The organism is Herbaspirillum huttiense (genome assembly GCF_004367745.1).
In the GTDB taxonomy this organism is placed as follows: domain Bacteria; phylum Pseudomonadota; class Gammaproteobacteria; order Burkholderiales; family Burkholderiaceae_D; genus Herbaspirillum; species Herbaspirillum huttiense.
On the sequence record NZ_CP037993.1, the window covers coordinates 5,140,796 to 5,157,460 of the forward strand.

Consider the following 16,665-nt stretch of genomic DNA (forward strand, 5'->3'; position numbering starts at 1 on the left):
CCCTCCGGATATGGAGGAGCGGCAACATTGCTCGTCCGGCAGCAACAGCCTACCGATTGAAGGAATACCCCATGAACGACATTGCCGCTGCAGTGCAACTGTCCGACCTCGCCGACCTCGATGCCTCCTCCGCACAGGCGCAGGAAGAACGCGGCCAGCCTGAAGTGACCGCGCGCGGTTCACGCCGCTTTGAACTGCTGGAAAAGAACATCCGCCGCCTGACCGGCCGCGCCATCGCCGACTTCGACATGATCCGCGACGGCGACGTCATCATGGCCTGCATGTCCGGCGGCGCCGACAGCTACACCATGCTGGACACGCTGCGCTACCTGCAGACCGTGGCCCCGGTGAAGTTCGAGATCATCGCCGTCAACCTGGACCAGAAGCAGCCCGGCTTCCCCGAGCACATCCTGCCGCAATACTTCGAGCGCATCGGCGTGCCCTATCGCATCGTCGAAGAAGACACCTACAGCATCGTCAAGGAAAAGATCGCCCCGGGCAAAACCACCTGCTCGCTGTGCTCGCGCCTGCGCCGCGGCATCCTCTATCGCGTGGCCAAGGAGCTGGGTGCGACCAAGATCGCGCTGGGCCATCACCGCGATGACATCCTGCACACCTTCATGCTCAACATGTTCTACGGCGGCAAGATCAAGACCATGCCGCCCAAGCTGATCGCCGACGATGGCGAGAACGTGGTGATCCGCCCGCTGGCCTACGTGCGCGAGCCGGACATCAAGAAGTACGCGGCCGCCATGGAATTCCCCATCATCCCCTGCAACCTGTGCGGCTCGCAGCCCAACCTGCAACGCCAGGCCATGCGCGAGATGCTCAACCAGTGGGAAAAGACCAATCCCTTGTGGATCAAGAGCATGTTCACCGCCATGGCCAACATCACGCCATCCCACATGCTGGACCGCAGCCTGTTCGACTTCACGCATTTCACCGCCGGGGCCGGCAAGGAAGCGCAGGGCGATACCCTGTTCGACCGCGACGACAAACTGGACCAGGGCCAGTCCGTCATCAATCTGGTCTGAGCACACGAGACGCTGCGGCTCATTGTGGCGTCTCGCAAAACCTTAGTCCGGCGAGACACTGCGTTCCACCTCATCCGTACGAAATGCCCTTGTGGCGCGGCTTTCGCGCCCATTGCCGATTCCCGCAGGCTGATGCAAAAGTAAATTTTTGTTGTCATATGGCTATAGTCGGGGATTGGGCATCAAATACCCTCCTCTTCCACGCTTGAAGGCGAAAACACGCATGTTTTAATCTGTCCCATCGCAATGGCGTGCCGCGAGGCCGCTTTGCCAGGGAAAGAAAATACATAACCATGCAGTCGTGGTTTCGCAGGGAAACGTGGTTTCGGCCAGTGTCACGGCCGGCCTGCGTGGTATCGCCATCCGCGTGATTGAACGGCTTGCCGCCGTCATGCCTCTGCACCCCGAACGACTCTCTGCCATACCGTGTATGAGGCTGCCTGATGGCTAACTTTTGGCGCGACAAGCGCGTTTTCATCACCGGTCACACCGGCTTCAAGGGAAGCTGGCTGACCCTGTGGCTGCACCTGATGGGGGCCAAGGTGAGCGGCTACGCGTTGCCGGCACCGACCAATCCCAGCCTGTTCCATCTGGCGCGCTTGCAGAACTGTGTGCAGACCACCATCGGCGACGTGCGCGATCCGCAGCACCTGGCCGAGACGCTGGCTGCCGTGCAGCCCGATGTGGTGTTCCACCTGGCGGCCCAGCCGCTGGTGCGCGACTCCTATGCCACGCCGGTCGATACCTACGCCACCAATGTCATGGGCACCGTGCACCTGCTGGAAGCCGTGCGCCATACGCCCAGCGTGCGTTCGGTAGTGGTGGTCACCAGCGACAAGTGCTACGAGAACCGCGAGTGGCTGTGGGGCTATCGCGAAGACGATCCCATGGGCGGCCACGATCCCTACAGCAGCAGCAAGGGCGCCGCCGAACTGGTGACTTCCGCCTATCGCCGCTCCTTCTTTGCCAGCAATCCCGACAACACCGTCGGCATCGCCAGCGTGCGCGCTGGCAACGTGATCGGTGGCGGCGACTTCGCGGCCGATCGCCTGATTCCCGATTTCGTGCGCGCCCTGGAAAAGGAAGAGCCGGTCGTGATCCGCAATCCGCACGCGGTACGCCCGTGGCAGTTCGTGCTGGAGCCGCTGTCGGGCTACCTGCAGATTGCCCAGCTGCTCTACGAGCAGGGCGGTGCGTTTGCCGAAGGATGGAATTTCGGGCCGGCCGATACCGACCTGCAGACCGTGAGCCAGCTGTGCGCCACCTTCAATCATTCGCTGCAGAAGAATGACGCGGGCCAGGTGGAAGTGCGCCTGGAGACCCAGGCCAACGGACCGCACGAAGCCGCCCTGCTGCGCCTGGATATTTCCAAGGTGCGCCAGCGCCTGGACTGGATTCCGAAGATGGAGCTCTACACCGCGCTGGAACTGACGGCGCAGTGGTACGCGGGTTACCTCAACAACGAAGACCTGCGCACGCTCTCGGAAAACCAGATTGCCTTCTATCAAAGCCTGAACTAAGTCCTCAAAGGACTAGCCCCCGCCGGATCTGCTCCGGCGGGGGCTTTGTTCAATATCCCATCTTTCTGATTTCAGCCATGGTCTGCGTACGCAGGATCAGGCGTTCGAATTCGTCCGACCATTCCCGCGTGAGATTCTTCAGCAGCAGGCTCTTGCCGGCACGCGTGACACGGCGGCGCACATCCTCGTTGTGCAGCACCGTCTGCAGGTTGGAGCACAGCAGATCGATGTTGCCGACCGGATGCATCAGGGCGTTGACGCCATGCTTGAGACCGATGTGGCGATAGGTCTCCAGATCGGAGAGGCAGACCGGCACATCCAGTTCGAAGGATTCCCAGATGGTCAGCGGCTGTGATTCGCTGGAGCTGGCCAGCACGTAGGCATCGGCCGAGGCCAGGTAACGCAGGGCTTCCTCGTTGGGCTGCTCGCCCAGGAAACGATAGCGTTCCGGCAGCGCTTCGGAGAGCTTGCGCGCGCCCTCGCCCAGCTGCAGGTACTTGCCGATGAAGACCACCTCGATGCCCGCACGCTGGTCGCTGCTCATGGCGTTGACGGCCATGATGGTGTCTTCCATGCGCTTGCGCGGCTCGATGGTGCCGATGCAGACGATGCGCTTCTTGTCCTTGGGCTTGGGTTGCAGGTCTTGCTGGCGGTAGATGGCGTCGTTCCAGAACGGCAGCACGTGCACCATGGCCGGGCTGTCGAACAGGAAGCTGCCATAGACCAGGCGCTGGAATTCGGTCTGGAAGACGATGTGCGAGGCGCTCTTGAAACCCTGCGCCATGTTGGGATAGCGCAGCAGCAGGTCGCGTCCGATCTCGGCTTCGTGGATCCACCAGATCACCGGGCAGCGTGGAGCCATTTCTCCCACCAGCGCCCCCGAGAGGATGCAGTTGGACACGATCACGTCGGGATCGCCCGCCAGGTCCTTGACGATGGGGATGCCCATTGCCTCGAACTGCTTGCGCACTTCACCCTGGCCATCGATACGCGGCAGGACCGACACCTCATGGTTCTGCACCAGGCGCTCGGCCAGACGCAGCATCGCGGTGCTGGCACCGGTGGTGTAGAACTCATCGTTCAACAGAAGAATCTTCATGCACTTTCCAGGAAGGGTCGGCCTTGGCCGGACCGGTTGTCATTATTGGTTCTATTGGTTCTGTCAGTTCATCAGTCGGCTGCCCGCTCGCATCGCTACGGCCTCCTGCAGACGTGGGCAGTCGCGACGCGCAGGCGAGACTGCGCAGCTTGACATGGTAAGGGGGAGCCGTGCGCATAAAGACCGGAGTAAACCGCCAAAGGCCCCTCAACTTCCTCTTTTGCGACGATGCGCAGCGACGGGGATGCTGGCGCGCAGGGGGCGCGTGCTAGACTTTTGGCTTTTCTTCGCTCCTCTTCGCTGCCACTCATGAACATCGTCATCCTCGCCGCCGGCATGGGCAAACGCATGCAATCCGCGCTGCCCAAGGTCTTGCATCCGCTCGCCGGCAAACCCCTGCTGGGCCATGTCATCGATACCGCACGCCAGCTGGCACCGACGCAACTGTGCGTGATCTACGGCCACGGCGGCGATGCCGTGCCCAAGGCCTTCGCCGGCCAGGGCCTGTCGTTTGCCCTGCAGGAACCGCAGCTGGGCACCGGCCACGCCGTCATGCAGGCTGTGCCGCATCTCGATGATGGCGCGCCCACGCTGGTGCTGTATGGCGATGTGCCGCTGACCACGGCCGCCTCGCTGCAGCGTCTGCTGGATGCAGCCGGCCAGGACAAGCTGGGCGTGCTGACCGTGACCCTGGACAACCCCACCGGCTATGGCCGCATCGTGCGCGAAGACGGCCAGATCAAGCGCATCGTCGAGCAGAAGGATGCCAGCGAGGCCGAACGCGCCATCCGCGAAGTCAACACCGGCATCATCGTCGCGCCCACGGCGCGCCTGCGCCAGTGGCTTGCGAAGCTCTCCAACAACAACGCGCAGGGCGAGTACTACCTGACCGACGTGATCGCGGCCGCCGTGGCCGATGGTGTGGAAGTCGTCTCGGCCCAGCCCGATGACGTGGCCGAAACCCTGGGCGTGAACAGCAAGGTGCAACTGGCCGAGCTGGAGCGCGTGCACCAGCGCAACATCGCTCATGGCCTGCTGGAGAATGGCGTCACGCTGGCCGACCCGGCGCGCATCGATGTACGCGGCTCGCTGGAATGCGGGCGCGATGTGAGCATCGACGTCAATTGCGTTTTCGAAGGCCAGGTCAGCATCGGCGAAGGCAGCAGCATCGGAGCCCACTGCGTGATCCGCAATGCGCGCATCGGTGCCGGCGTGGCCATCAAGCCCTTCACCCACATCGAGGACGCCGTAGTCGGCGCGGGCGGCCAGATCGGTCCTTACGCACGCCTGCGGCCCGGCACCGAACTGGCGCAGGATGTGCACATCGGCAACTTCGTCGAGGTCAAGAACAGCAACGTGGGCGTAGGCAGCAAGGCCAATCACCTGGCCTATGTGGGCGATGCGGATGTGGGCAGCGGCGTCAACGTCGGGGCCGGCGTGATCACCTGCAACTACGACGGTGCCAACAAATTCCGCACCATCATCGAAGACGGCGCCTTCATCGGCAGCGACACCCAGCTGGTCGCGCCGGTGCGCGTGGGCAAGGGGGCCACCATCGGTGCCGGTACCACGCTGACCAAGGACGCCCCGGCCGATCAGCTGACCTTGTCGCGCGCCAAGCAGCTGTCGCTGGCGGGATGGCAGCGGCCGGTCAAGATCAAGAAGTAAGCGTCTCCGGCCGCGCGCCCTGTGGACAACTCCAACTCGGGTGGTGGTTTCAGGGCGATATGAAGGAAAAAGCCCGTCAACACGCTACTTCCTGACTTATCCACAGGCCAATCCGGCCGAAACCTGAAGGTTTCGGCCGTTTTTCATGGGGCGTCGGCAGCCGCCCCGAGCGGGATGGCCGTCTCGAACTTGCTGCGGTGGATGGAGAAATAGCTGCGCACATTGCGCACGTTGCGCTGGGAAGCGAACAGCCGGTGCGCCAGTGCGTGGTAAGCCGGCATGTCGCGCACCAGCACCACCAGCACGAAATCCGGCCCCGGCGAGACCCGATAGCACTGCTGCACCGCCGCCTCCCCCGCCACCAGGGCCTCGAAGGCCTGCTGCTCCTCCTCGCCCTGGCGATCCAGCGTGATCTCGACCAGTGCCGTGAGCGTGGACGCCAGTTGGGCCGGATCCAGCAAGGCGACCTGGCGCGCGATCACGCCCGCCTCCACCAGCCGTTTGACGCGGCGCAGGCAGGTCGGCGGCGAGGCATGCACCTGCGCGGCCAGTTCCTGGTTGGTCTGGCTGGCATCACTCTGCAGGGCTTGCAGGATGCGGCGGTCGAGATCGTCCAGATCGAGGGGGGTTTTCATGGGTGCCTGCGTCAGCTTGTGAAATTGCCGGAGATTGCGTGAGGGTGAGCGAGATTGAATGACATATAAATCCAAATTTCACCTCTGAATTTAATATTATTTCATCACCCAATAGTGAAGCAATATTAGTTCATTTCACCGATATTTTAGAAATCTTATTTCACGATGCCTCGCCTAAGATGCATGCACATCTTTTCCAGCGAGGTAATCCATGTGCGGCATCGTCGGCGCGGTAGCGCAACAAAACGTCACTCCCATCCTGCTCGAAGGCCTGAAGCGCCTCGAATACCGTGGTTATGACTCCTGCGGCGTGGCGCTGCATGTGGATGGCAAGCTGCAGCGTTCGCGCAGCACCTCGCGGGTAGCCGAGCTGCAGCAGCAGGTGGCGCAGAGCGGCCTGTCCGGTTTCACCGGCATCGCGCACACCCGCTGGGCGACGCACGGCGCGCCTGCCACCCACAATGCGCACCCGCACTTCTCGCGCGACCGCATCGCACTGGTCCACAACGGCATCATCGAGAACCATGACGAACTGCGCGCCGAGTTGCAGGCTGCCGGTTATGTCTTCGAGAGCCAGACCGATACCGAAGTGATCGCCCACCTGGTCGACCACATGTATGACGGCGATCTGTTCCACACCGTGCAGCAAGCCGTGCGCCGGTTGACCGGTGCCTACGCGATTGCCGTCTTCTGCGCCGACGAGCCGCACCGCGTGGTGGCAGCGCGTCAGGGTTCGCCGCTGATCGTGGGTGTTGGCGAAGGACAGAATTTCGTGGCCTCTGATGCGATGGCGCTGGCCGGCACCACCGACCAGATCATCTATCTGGAAGAAGGCGACGTGGTCGACCTGCAATTGCAGAAGGTGTGGATCGTCGATGCAGCCGGCCGCCCTGCCGAGCGCGAAGTGCGTACCGTGCAGGCTTATACCAGCGCGGTGGAACTGGGCCCGTACCAGCATTACATGCAGAAGGAAATTTTCGAGCAGCCGCGCGCGATTGCCGACACGCTCGAAGGTGTGGTCGGCATCATGCCCGAGCTGTTTGGCGACAAGGCCTACAAGGTCTTCAAGGAAGTGGATTCGATCCTGATCCTCGCTTGCGGCACCAGCTATTACGCCGGTCTGACTGCGAAGTACTGGCTGGAGTCGATTGCCAAGATCCCGGTCAACGTCGAGATCGCCAGCGAATATCGTTATCGCGACAGCGTGCCCAATCCGAAGTCGCTGGTGGTCACGATCTCGCAGAGCGGCGAGACGGCCGATACGCTGGCAGCGTTGAAGCATGCGCGTGGTTTGGGCATGCAGCACACGCTGACCATCTGCAACGTGGCCACCAGTGCGATGGTGCGCGAATGCGAACTGGCCTACATCACGCGTGCCGGTGTGGAAGTGGGTGTGGCCTCGACCAAGGCCTTCACGACGCAGCTGGCGGCGCTGTTCCTGCTGACGCTGGCGCTGGCGCAGACGCGCGGCTTGCTGACCGAAGAACAGGAAGCCGAACACCTGAAGGCGATGCGCCACCTGCCGGCTGCGCTGCAGAGCGTGCTGGCGCTGGAACCGTCCATCGTGGCGTGGGCCGAGGCCTTTGCGCGTCGCGAGAATGCGCTGTTCCTGGGGCGTGGGCTGCATTACCCGATTGCGCTGGAAGGTGCGCTCAAGCTCAAGGAGATCACCTATATCCACGCTGAGGCTTATGCCGCAGGTGAACTGAAGCATGGTCCGCTGGCGCTGGTGACGGATCAGATGCCGGTGGTGACCATTGCACCCAATGATGCGCTGGTGGAAAAACTGAAGTCCAACATGCAGGAAGTGCGTGCGCGTGGCGGGCAGCTGTATGTGTTTGCGGATGGTGATTCGCGTATCACTTCGGCGGAAGGGCTGCATGTGATTCGCATGCCGGAGCACTATGGCGTGCTGTCGCCGATTCTGCATGTGGTGCCGTTGCAGTTGCTGTCGTATCACACGGCGCTGGCAAGGGGGACGGATGTGGATAAGCCGCGGAATTTGGCTAAGTCGGTGACGGTGGAGTGAGGGGATTCGATAAGGCCGGTGACCGCATGTTGTTACTATTAATACGGCTTTTTCCCCAGCCAAAACCACATTATTACTATTAATTCAAAATTAAGGCGTAAATTAACAATAGCTACCTACCGGACGATTTCCGAGCAAAAACGTGTCACTCAGAAATGAAAGGCTTCCTTTTTTTCGAAAGGGAAGCCTTTTTTGTTGGGCTAAATCAACTGCAAAGCCAAGCCGAGCTTGAAAAAAGGCCATTCACTGTCTAAAGGTTTTTATTGAAAAAGAACGCCTATTAGCCCCCCCCTTATTCGGCCTAAATCGCCGCCCCTTAGCCCCCTACCGCGAATCCCGCCTAAATTATCGCCCAGCCCTGCCAGCCAATCCTGCGCCCAAATTCAGAACGCCAGAATCTATCTAATCCATTCCATGACCGATGTCTTGCCGTCGAGATAATCGGCGTTTGCTTCGGCAACTTCTTTTACGTAGTCCCATAGCGCACGAATACGCGCCAATTGCACAGCAACCGCGCCGTCATGAACGGGATTCTCTGGGTGCTACGGCACATACTCGAAGCACTAGCGGAACACCTCGAAGAGGTTGGCCAAATCAATCTTTCCGAATGCTTTATTGACGGCACGTTTGTGTTGGCAAAAAAAGGGCCCAAAGATCGGAAAGACCAAGCGAGGCAAGGGTACGAAGCTCATGGTTATTGCAGACGCTACTGGTCTTCCACTCGGCGTGCACACGGCTTCTGCTATCCCATTGCCTTCATAGTTGAAGCAATGCAACGATCATGATCAAGATAATGCTGAACCGCCAGTTGCTTCTGCTTATCAGAATACTTGCGCGGTCGCACGTAGCCCACCTTTAGGGCAATACTTTTCTCGTATTCGCGATACCAACATTTCAGCGAGTTCTTTGTTGGATAGCCCAACTTCCGAATGGTTGGGGCTGTACGCTTTCCCAGCTTGATATAGAGCTTGACCGCTTTGATTCGGTCTTCGTATGAATACATGAACTACCTCCAAGGTAGTCCAAGATTTTGTCCGCACCCCCACTATGGCAATCTACTGCGCCATGATCATTGGGACTGGCATTTTGGCGCCGATGATGTTTGCACCGCAGGGCTCGGTCCTTAGCCGTCAGTTTCCAGTGCAAAGTCGTTCTACGGGCGTCGGTGCGGGGCGGGAGATTGGTACGGCACTCGCCGCTGGCCTTGCACCCTTGGGCGCGTTGGCGATGGTCGCGCAATCGACTACGCATGCGACGGACGGGGTGGCTATAGTCCTGGTTTGTTCTGGGCTGATGGTGACCATTGCTACGTTCTTTGATCAGGGATATCGATTTAGCACCCATACGAACTAGGGCATTAACTCATCGATGTGCAGACCAGCAAAACTGCTGGTCTGCGTTTTCAATTTAAAAAAGCAGTGAGAAGTGATTTTGGGATAATAGATCCCGCTATTGAGCCGCGTCTCACACACTTCCCTCGTGAGCCAATGAAGAGTGATGTCCAATCGCGCGTCGACGTCCGGCTAAAGAGGAAAATACAATGACAAGGACGCTACAGATCGAGAGGAGGATCATAGGGGCAGTCGAACTTTACACGAGAGCTCAGCCAGGATAAATCTCTGTTCACAAAACGTACCGTCCCGCAATACGAGACAATGTTGCGTGAAAAAGTGAATTAACTTCCGCCCGAAACCAATACAGAAAAAATCGGGCCGGAGATTGTTCCAATATCTGGCAATGGCGCAAATGCAATCCTGCGCGCTTCTTTTTCTTTGAGCCCGACACCTCTCAGCACCGTATAGAGCATTTCTTCGATATGGTGTGTATGGCTAGGCTCCGTAAGCATTGTTTCGATGCCAAAAAAAATAGATCCTAGAATGATGTCGCGGGTCACCAGCGCATTTCCTGCGCGAAAACGCTCTTCAGCAATGCCCAGCTCCAGATCTCGCGTCAGGTAGACATCAAGCAATTTCCCTCGAACAGCGTGTTGCGAGCCAATGCGGGTTAAAAAGGTCCCCCACGTCGGGTACTGGGTGGCGATATGAACGTATAGCTTGGTACCGACAGTAACCCGTACCGCAGGATCTTCAAACTGCAAAACAATTGGATCGACCATTCCCAGTATTTCGTCGCTCATTTCCCCCGTGACCGCGGCTAGTAGCTCATGAGTTGTCTTGAAATAGTTGTAAAAAGTCCCTCGTGCAACGCCGGCGGCGACGATGAAGTCATCAATGACCGGAAGATCCGGCCCTTTTTCGGAGAAGACTTTGATTGCGCTCTGAATTAAGCGTGTACGAGTCTTTTCTCGGCGTTCAATCCCCGCCCTTGTGCGATGGTCTTCTACGACATTTTTCGTTGCATTTTTCATAGATTAGAAGATTACCTGATTTCATCCGGAACCGCCTTTGGCTGGGTGTTTTCGGTCAAAAAGCAGTAAGAAATAAGGAAAACAAATATCTGTTATTTCATGTTGACATAACCGTCATTTCTACCTAATCTTCGTTTTGACAAATGTGTCAATTCAAGAATTCGTGGAGATTTTTATGAAATTGCTTCGTTATGGTTCTCTTGGTCAAGAGAAGGTTGGCGCGTTGGATGAACAAGGTAAGGTACGTGATTTGTCGCTGCTGGTGCCAGCATTGACTCCGGAATGGCTGGCGCCGGAGCGCCTGGCAGCGCTGGCTGCAATCGATCTCGAAAAGATGCCGCTGGTACCGAACACGGTGCGATTTGGAGTGCCGGTCGAAGGAGTGCGCCAGTTCGTGGCGATTGGTTTGAACTACCGCAAGCATGCCGAAGAGTCCGGCCTGCCGATCCCGACAGAACCGGTAGTATTTACCAAAGCGATCACTTCCCTGAGCGGTTCTAGTGACGACATTGTCATGCCAGAAGGCTCGGAGGAGCTTGATTGGGAGGTCGAACTCGGCTTCGTTATCGGAACTACCGCACGTAAAGTAAAGCGCGACGATGCCTTGAAGCACGTAGCTGGCTACGTGCTGGCCAATGACGTTTCGGAACGACATTGGCAAATTAAGCGAAACGGACAATGGGGCAAAGGAAAGAGCTTCGATACGTTTGGTCCTATCGGTCCGTGGTTGACAACTGCGGACGAGATTCCAGATCCGCAGACATTGGCCATGAAATTGAGTGTAAACGGCGTCGTTAAGCAAAGCAGCAATACTGCGGACATGATCTTCCCAGTCGCAGAAATCATTGCGTATCTGAGCCAATTTATGACGCTGCAGCCGGGTGACGTGATCATCACCGGTACCCCGTCTGGCGTTGGTCTCGGAATGAAGCCGCCCCAATTCCTCAAAAAGGGGGATGTCGTGACTCTCACGATGGAAAAGCTCGGAACACAGACGCAAAAAGTGATCTGAGTCACCGCTGGCTAGTTTCGAATAATAAAAACAAACAGCCGTCCGTTGGACCACATCTGACTTTTCCTTAAAAGGCAGATGTGGATTCCACGTTGTTCCATCCGGGAGAGAGAAATGTCGACCACACTAACTGCCGCTCATTTGGCGGCAGATGGAAAGCTGCGTCGCCCCAGCGTCTTGGGCGTGCATTCACTTCATGAGTTTGTTATCAGCGTGCCCAATCTAGAGCAGGCTGAGGAGTTCTATCGCGCCTTTGGGCTGGACGTCCGAAGGGCGGAAGATCATATCGCCTTGTATACCTATGGCCATTCGCATCGTTGGGCGCGTATTTACCAAGGTGAGAGTAAGAAGCTGCTTTGGCTCAGTTGGGGAATCTACGCTGAGGATGAGCAGAAATTCTCACATCATCTTGAAGCGCAGGGAGTTCGAGAAATCGAAGCCCCTCGGCTCGCTGATCCAAGTGGCTTCTGGTTTGCTGGACCGGACGGCGTTCCCCAGCAGTTGATTATCAGTGATAAGTGTACGCCGGATAAAAAGTCAACTCGTTCGTTTTCTCCTGAACAGAGTGAGCAAGGTCGTGCACCACGACGTAGCGCAATCAAACAGGTGCAACCCAGACGTCTTTCTCATGTCCTTACTTTTACCGCGGACGTCGACTCCTCAGCACGGTTCTATATGGAGATGTTAGGCCTGAGATTGTCAGACCGCTCCGGATCCGTGATCGTCTTCATGCACGGCCCGCACGGCAGTGATCACCATCTGCTAGCGCTGGCGGCTTCGGATGGCGCGGGGCTGCATCATGCTAGCTGGGACGTAGAGTCATTCGACGACGTAGGCTTGGGAAGTCAACAAATGGCGCAGGCTGGCTACTCAAGAGGTTGGGGGTTAGGGCGACATGTCCTTGGCTCCAACTATTTCCGCTATGTGCGTGATCCTTGGGGAAGTTACTGCGAGTACTCCTTCGATATCGATCACATTGCCGCTAACTACGATTGGCCAGCAGCTGATTATCCACCTGAAGACGCCTTGTATGTATGGGGCGATATTCCTCCCTCCGATTTCACAAAAAACTACGAGACAGCGGAAAGAGAAAGTACCTCTGTGTCCGCATGAGTACTAAAAAGGAAATGACGATGAAGAACCAAGACGATGTGATCTATGAAGTTGTTCAAGTAGGTTATGGGCCTGTCAGCGAAATTATGGCGCTCATGCTTGCACGTCAAGGGCACAAGGTTGCAATTCTTGAGCGCTGGACAGAACGGTACCCGTTACCGCGAGCAGTTTGTATTGACCATGAAATCTATCGCGTGCTGTGTGCCATCGGTCTGCGTGATGAATTGCCGTCTGTCAGCCACGCAGCTCCGCCTTACCGGTGGTTCAACGCTGAATGGAAGGAGTTGCTCTCCATCGATTGGTCGGCTGAGTCGATCTCCGGAGGAACTGAAGTCAACTTCGTTCATCAGCCAACGATGGAAGCGATGTTCGATACAGCCGTACGTCGCTGTCCGGAAATCGATATCAATCTCGGCTGGGAAGCCGTTCATATCAAACAAACACCTGCATACGCTGAAGTCACTGCTAAAAATGTCAATAGCGGTGAAACACGGACCATTCGTGGTCGTTATCTCATCGGCGCCGACGGCGCCAACAGCAAGGTGCGCGAAGCCATTGGTTCTGTCCAGGAGGACCGTGGATTTGAAGCCGACTGGCTGGTGATTGATTTGTTGCCCAATGAGGGAGTCACGCTTGATGTGCCTGAAGCCGCACAGTATTGCAATCCCTCAAGGCCGACGACAATTGTGCCAGCAGGTGTGCGAGATGGTCGTTTCTATCGGCGCTGGGAGTTCATGCGCATGCCTGGTGAGCCTCGTGAGGAGTTGGAGACCGAAGCAATGGCGTGGAAGCTCCTGGAGCCTTGGGTTAAGCCTGATCAAGCAGTCATCGTGCGGCACAAGGTTTATACCTTCCGCTCGCTGATCGCCCAGACCTGGCGTAATAAGCGTTTGCTTATCGCCGGCGATGCCGCCCACGTTATGCCTCCATTTATGGGGCAGGGGATGTGCGCCGGATTGCGCGACGACTGGAACCTTGCTTGGAAGCTTCATCTCGTGCTGACCGGGCAAGCCGATGATTCTTTGTTGGATACCTATCAAGTCGAACGAAAGCCTCACGCGAGTGACATCGTCGATCTCTCCATGTACCTCGGGAAGGTGATTTGCGTACCAGATCTTGAGCTTGCCGCGCAGCGCGATCAGTCGTTCTTTGACAAGACTGTAGCGCCACCACCAGCCTTCCCATCTTTGACCGACGGCATGCTTGATCGACACGCCAGTGGTGCTGTCCGGCCTCATGCTGGCTTGCTCAGTCCTCACGGAACGGTGCTCTTCAATGGAATGAAGGGCAGATTTGACGATCTCGTCAAGCCTGGATTCATTCTTGTCGTTCGCAATGCAGCGCATATCGCGACGATATTGCAATCACAAGCAACGGCCGATCTCGATCGATTTAAGTCAATGGGAGGCACTGTCGTCTATCTCGCTGACCACGACGATAAATCGGCTAATGCTGTCGTTGACCTCGATGGGAAGTTCTCGAGCTTTATGGGCAAATTTGATCTCGCATCGATGTTGATCCGTCCGGATTTTTATCTATATGGAAGTACCTTCGAGGCTGGCGAAATTGGTGATCTGTTGGTTCGGTTCGCAGACCATCTGGGTTGCTACGGATTGCGTCCTGCAATTTCTGATTAGGCACTAGCGGATTGAAAACGAAGTTGATGTAGTAGTGCAAGGGGGCGCCTCGGTCATGTAGTACCCCGGGGCGCAATTCAAACGAGAGGAGACAATATGAAAAAGCATCAAAACAAAGAATTCCAATTCCAGCTTTCTAAAACGGCCGCGACAATTATGCTAGGTGCGCTTGGCATGGTTGCAGCTGCGGCAGCGACCGCGACGGAAGGCGGGAGCTCTATCTACCCGAACGGCGTGGATAACTTTGCTGCAGGTGCCATGCCGCCACCTGGTCTTTACGGCATGGTCTTCGGTCAGCACTACACAGCGGATCGCTTGAATGATAATAATGGAAATCGCGTCCCGTTGAATTTTAAACTTACCGCGGACGTCATCGCACCGCGGTTTATCTGGGTGACCAAGCAGAAAATTTTTGGCGGAGACCTGGCATTCCACGCCATCGTTCCACTGGTTAGCCTGGATGTCTCGGTAGGGGGAGCCAGCCAGCGTAAGAGCGGCCTTGGTGACATCACGACCGGATTCTCGCTTGGTTACCATCACAGCGAAAAGCTGCACACTCTTGTTGGTATCGATGCTTTCTTGCCAACCGGCGGCTACAACAAGGATGATCTCGCCAATATCGGCCGAAATTACTGGGCATTTGAGCCAGTGTACATCGCTACTTATATTGACCCCAAAGGCTTCAACGCAGACATCAAATTAGGCTACACCATCAATCGTCGGAATAACGACACCAATTACAAATCCGGCCAAGAATTTCACTTCGACTATGCGCTCGGATGGGGGCTCGATAATGGCTGGACCGTCGGTGCTGGTGGCTACTACTATCAGCAGACTACCAACGATCAGAAAAATGGCGCTGATGTAGCCGACAATAAGGGGCGCGCTTTTGCAATCGGCCCTTCGGTCAAATATGACAGCGGAAAAGGCTGGTTCGTAACTGCCAAATGGCAGAAGGAAATGGCCGTTCAGAACCGTGCACAAGGTGATGCTTTCTGGGTGAAAGCAGTCTTCCCTCTCTAATTTCCATCGCATCTCAAGAACAAGCCCCCTCTGCGGAGTCGGGGCTTGCTGAATATCGCTCGTCTTCGGCATAACTAGCTTTAACTGCTACTAGCAGCGTTGCAATGGGCGTTAGCGGAGATGTCAGCCTTTCCGACAAATATAGGAGACTTGATTATGAAAAAAACGGGCCAACAGGATCTCGCGCTGAATCGCGATCGCCGTAGTGTCATACGCGCTTCCGCTGGCGCATTGCTGGCAATGGGTATCACGGCGTCGGGCTTCAGTAGAGTCGCATTCGCGGACAGCGGGCGGACCATTAAGATTGGTTATGTAACGCCAAAAACTGGCCCCTTAGCCGGGTTCGGTGAAGTGGATAAATTTGTGCTCGATAACATAGCCGGTTTGCTCAAGGCCGGGGTCGTGATCAATGGAAAATCACATCCTGTTGAAGTGATCGTCAAGGATAGCCAATCTAATCCAAACCGCGCCGCTGAAGTTGCAGCAGAGCTGATATTGAAGAACAAGATCGATCTGATGATCGTCGGTTCAACACCAGAGAATGCAAATCCGGTGTCGGATCAGTGCGAGCTGAATGGGGTGCCGTGCATCTCCACCACAACACCATGGCAGCCCTGGTTTTTCACTCGAGGCGGGAAGCCTGGCAAAGGATTCGACTGGACCTATCACTTTTTCTGGGGGTTGGAGGACATCATCGCTGTCTTCACGAACATGTGGAAAGATGTGCCGACCAATAAAGTCGTCGGTTTGCTACTTGCCAATGATGGAGATGGAAATGCTTGGGGAGACTCTACATTAGGCCTTCCACCAGTATTGAAAAAGAAGGGGTATACGATTGTTGATCCCGGTCGCTATCAAAGCGGGCAAACTGATTTTAGCGCTCAGATTTCGATGTTCAAAAAAGCCGGCGTTGAGATTGTCGCTGGTGTTCCTACTCCCCCCGATTTCAAGAATTTTTGGGTACAAGCACAGCAGCAAGGCTTTCATCCTAAGGTTGTTTCTGTTGGTAAGGCACTTGCATTTCCTGCCTCAGTAGACGCATTGGGAAATTCGGCAGGAGGCCTCTCTCAAGAACTCTGGTGGAGCCCAAATCGCCCATTCAAGTCATCTCTTACAGGGGTAACTGCACAGCAGTTTGCTAGAGCATACGAGTCCGAATCTAAGAAACAATGGACTCAACCGCTAGGCTATGCACATGCCTTGTTTGAGGTGGCCATTGATGTATTGAAACGAACCAAGAACATCGATAGCAAGAGCGCCATCCGAGATGCCGTTTTGGGTACCAAGTTGGAAACGATTATCGGACACGTTGAATGGGGTAACGGTCCAGTCAAAAATGTCGCCAAAACACCTCTGGTCAGCGGGCAATGGGTGAAGTCAACTGCGCATCGGTACGAATTGATCGTAGTGAATAATGAGACCGCTCCTGAAATCCCAGTGCAGTCGAAGATCAAGCCTATCCCTTGATGTAAAGCGAGAGTTTGACAACGGCTTTGACGTACAAATCAGAAAAAAGCAAAAGTCGTT

12 protein-coding genes and 1 pseudogene are annotated in these 16,665 nt (G+C 56.5%); 9 read left to right on the top strand and 4 right to left on the bottom strand.

The window, feature by feature from the left end; translation table 11 throughout:
- The first annotated feature begins 71 nt into the window (after window positions 1-71).
- Together ttcA and rfbG are read left to right on the top strand one after the other, a co-directional pair.
- Window positions 72-1,034: a tRNA 2-thiocytidine(32) synthetase TtcA gene (ttcA, locus tag E2K99_RS22965; protein WP_205703717.1), complete on the top strand. Its 963-nt coding sequence runs from the start codon at window positions 72-74 to the stop codon at window positions 1,032-1,034.
- Window positions 1,035-1,477: 443 nt separating this feature from the next.
- A complete protein-coding gene (gene rfbG, locus E2K99_RS22970) occupies window positions 1,478-2,554 on the top strand; it encodes a CDP-glucose 4,6-dehydratase (RefSeq protein ID WP_199725041.1) in 1,077 nt (358 codons plus the stop codon).
- Between the two features lie 49 nt (window positions 2,555-2,603).
- Here rfbG and E2K99_RS22975 read toward each other — a convergent pair whose 3' ends face one another.
- Window positions 2,604-3,653, bottom strand: a complete 1,050-nt coding sequence (locus E2K99_RS22975) for a glycosyltransferase family 4 protein (protein ID WP_039783442.1) — start codon at window positions 3,651-3,653, stop codon at window positions 2,604-2,606.
- 309 nt (window positions 3,654-3,962) lie between these two features.
- Between E2K99_RS22975 and glmU the strand changes: the two genes are divergently transcribed.
- Window positions 3,963-5,321, top strand: coding sequence for a bifunctional UDP-N-acetylglucosamine diphosphorylase/glucosamine-1-phosphate N-acetyltransferase GlmU (glmU, locus tag E2K99_RS22980; protein WP_134223681.1), 1,359 nt, complete (start codon window positions 3,963-3,965; stop codon window positions 5,319-5,321).
- Window positions 5,322-5,464: 143 nt separating this feature from the next.
- On the opposite strand, the gene E2K99_RS22985 is transcribed toward glmU, so the two are convergent.
- Window positions 5,465-5,956, bottom strand: coding sequence for an Lrp/AsnC family transcriptional regulator (locus E2K99_RS22985; protein ID WP_134223682.1), 492 nt, complete (start codon window positions 5,954-5,956; stop codon window positions 5,465-5,467).
- Window positions 5,957-6,167: 211 nt separating this feature from the next.
- Between E2K99_RS22985 and glmS the strand changes: the two genes are divergently transcribed.
- On the top strand, window positions 6,168-7,985 hold the full coding sequence (glmS, locus tag E2K99_RS22990; RefSeq protein ID WP_034332249.1) for a glutamine--fructose-6-phosphate transaminase (isomerizing): 1,818 nt from the start codon (window positions 6,168-6,170) through the stop codon (window positions 7,983-7,985).
- Window positions 7,986-8,730: 745 nt separating this feature from the next.
- Here glmS and E2K99_RS23000 read toward each other — a convergent pair.
- Window positions 8,731-8,988 (bottom strand): annotated as a pseudogene (locus E2K99_RS23000) (IS3 family transposase); the annotation flags it as partial.
- A gap of 672 nt (window positions 8,989-9,660) precedes the next feature.
- Entirely contained in the window at window positions 9,661-10,353 is a 693-nt protein-coding gene (locus tag E2K99_RS23005; RefSeq protein WP_134223683.1) for a TetR/AcrR family transcriptional regulator, read from the bottom strand.
- Window positions 10,354-10,528: 175 nt separating this feature from the next.
- Between E2K99_RS23005 and E2K99_RS23010 the strand changes: the two genes are divergently transcribed.
- The 5 genes from E2K99_RS23010 to E2K99_RS23030 all read left to right on the top strand — a co-directional run bounded on the left by E2K99_RS23010 (window position 10,529) and on the right by E2K99_RS23030 (window position 16,605).
- Entirely contained in the window at window positions 10,529-11,365 is an 837-nt protein-coding gene (locus tag E2K99_RS23010; protein WP_134223684.1) for a fumarylacetoacetate hydrolase family protein, read from the top strand.
- Window positions 11,366-11,479: 114 nt separating this feature from the next.
- Entirely contained in the window at window positions 11,480-12,478 is a 999-nt protein-coding gene (locus E2K99_RS23015; RefSeq protein WP_134223685.1) for a VOC family protein, read from the top strand.
- A gap of 20 nt (window positions 12,479-12,498) precedes the next feature.
- Window positions 12,499-14,115: a bifunctional 3-(3-hydroxy-phenyl)propionate/3-hydroxycinnamic acid hydroxylase gene (locus E2K99_RS23020; RefSeq protein ID WP_134223686.1), complete on the top strand. Its 1,617-nt coding sequence runs from the start codon at window positions 12,499-12,501 to the stop codon at window positions 14,113-14,115.
- Window positions 14,116-14,211: 96 nt separating this feature from the next.
- Entirely contained in the window at window positions 14,212-15,138 is a 927-nt protein-coding gene (locus tag E2K99_RS23025; RefSeq protein ID WP_240733799.1) for a SphA family protein, read from the top strand.
- A 156-nt stretch (window positions 15,139-15,294) separates the two neighbouring features.
- The gene (locus tag E2K99_RS23030; RefSeq protein ID WP_134223687.1) at window positions 15,295-16,605 is read left to right on the top strand and encodes an ABC transporter substrate-binding protein; all 1,311 of its coding nucleotides are present in this window, start codon (window positions 15,295-15,297) and stop codon (window positions 16,603-16,605) included.
- Window positions 16,606-16,665 lie beyond the last annotated feature (60 nt).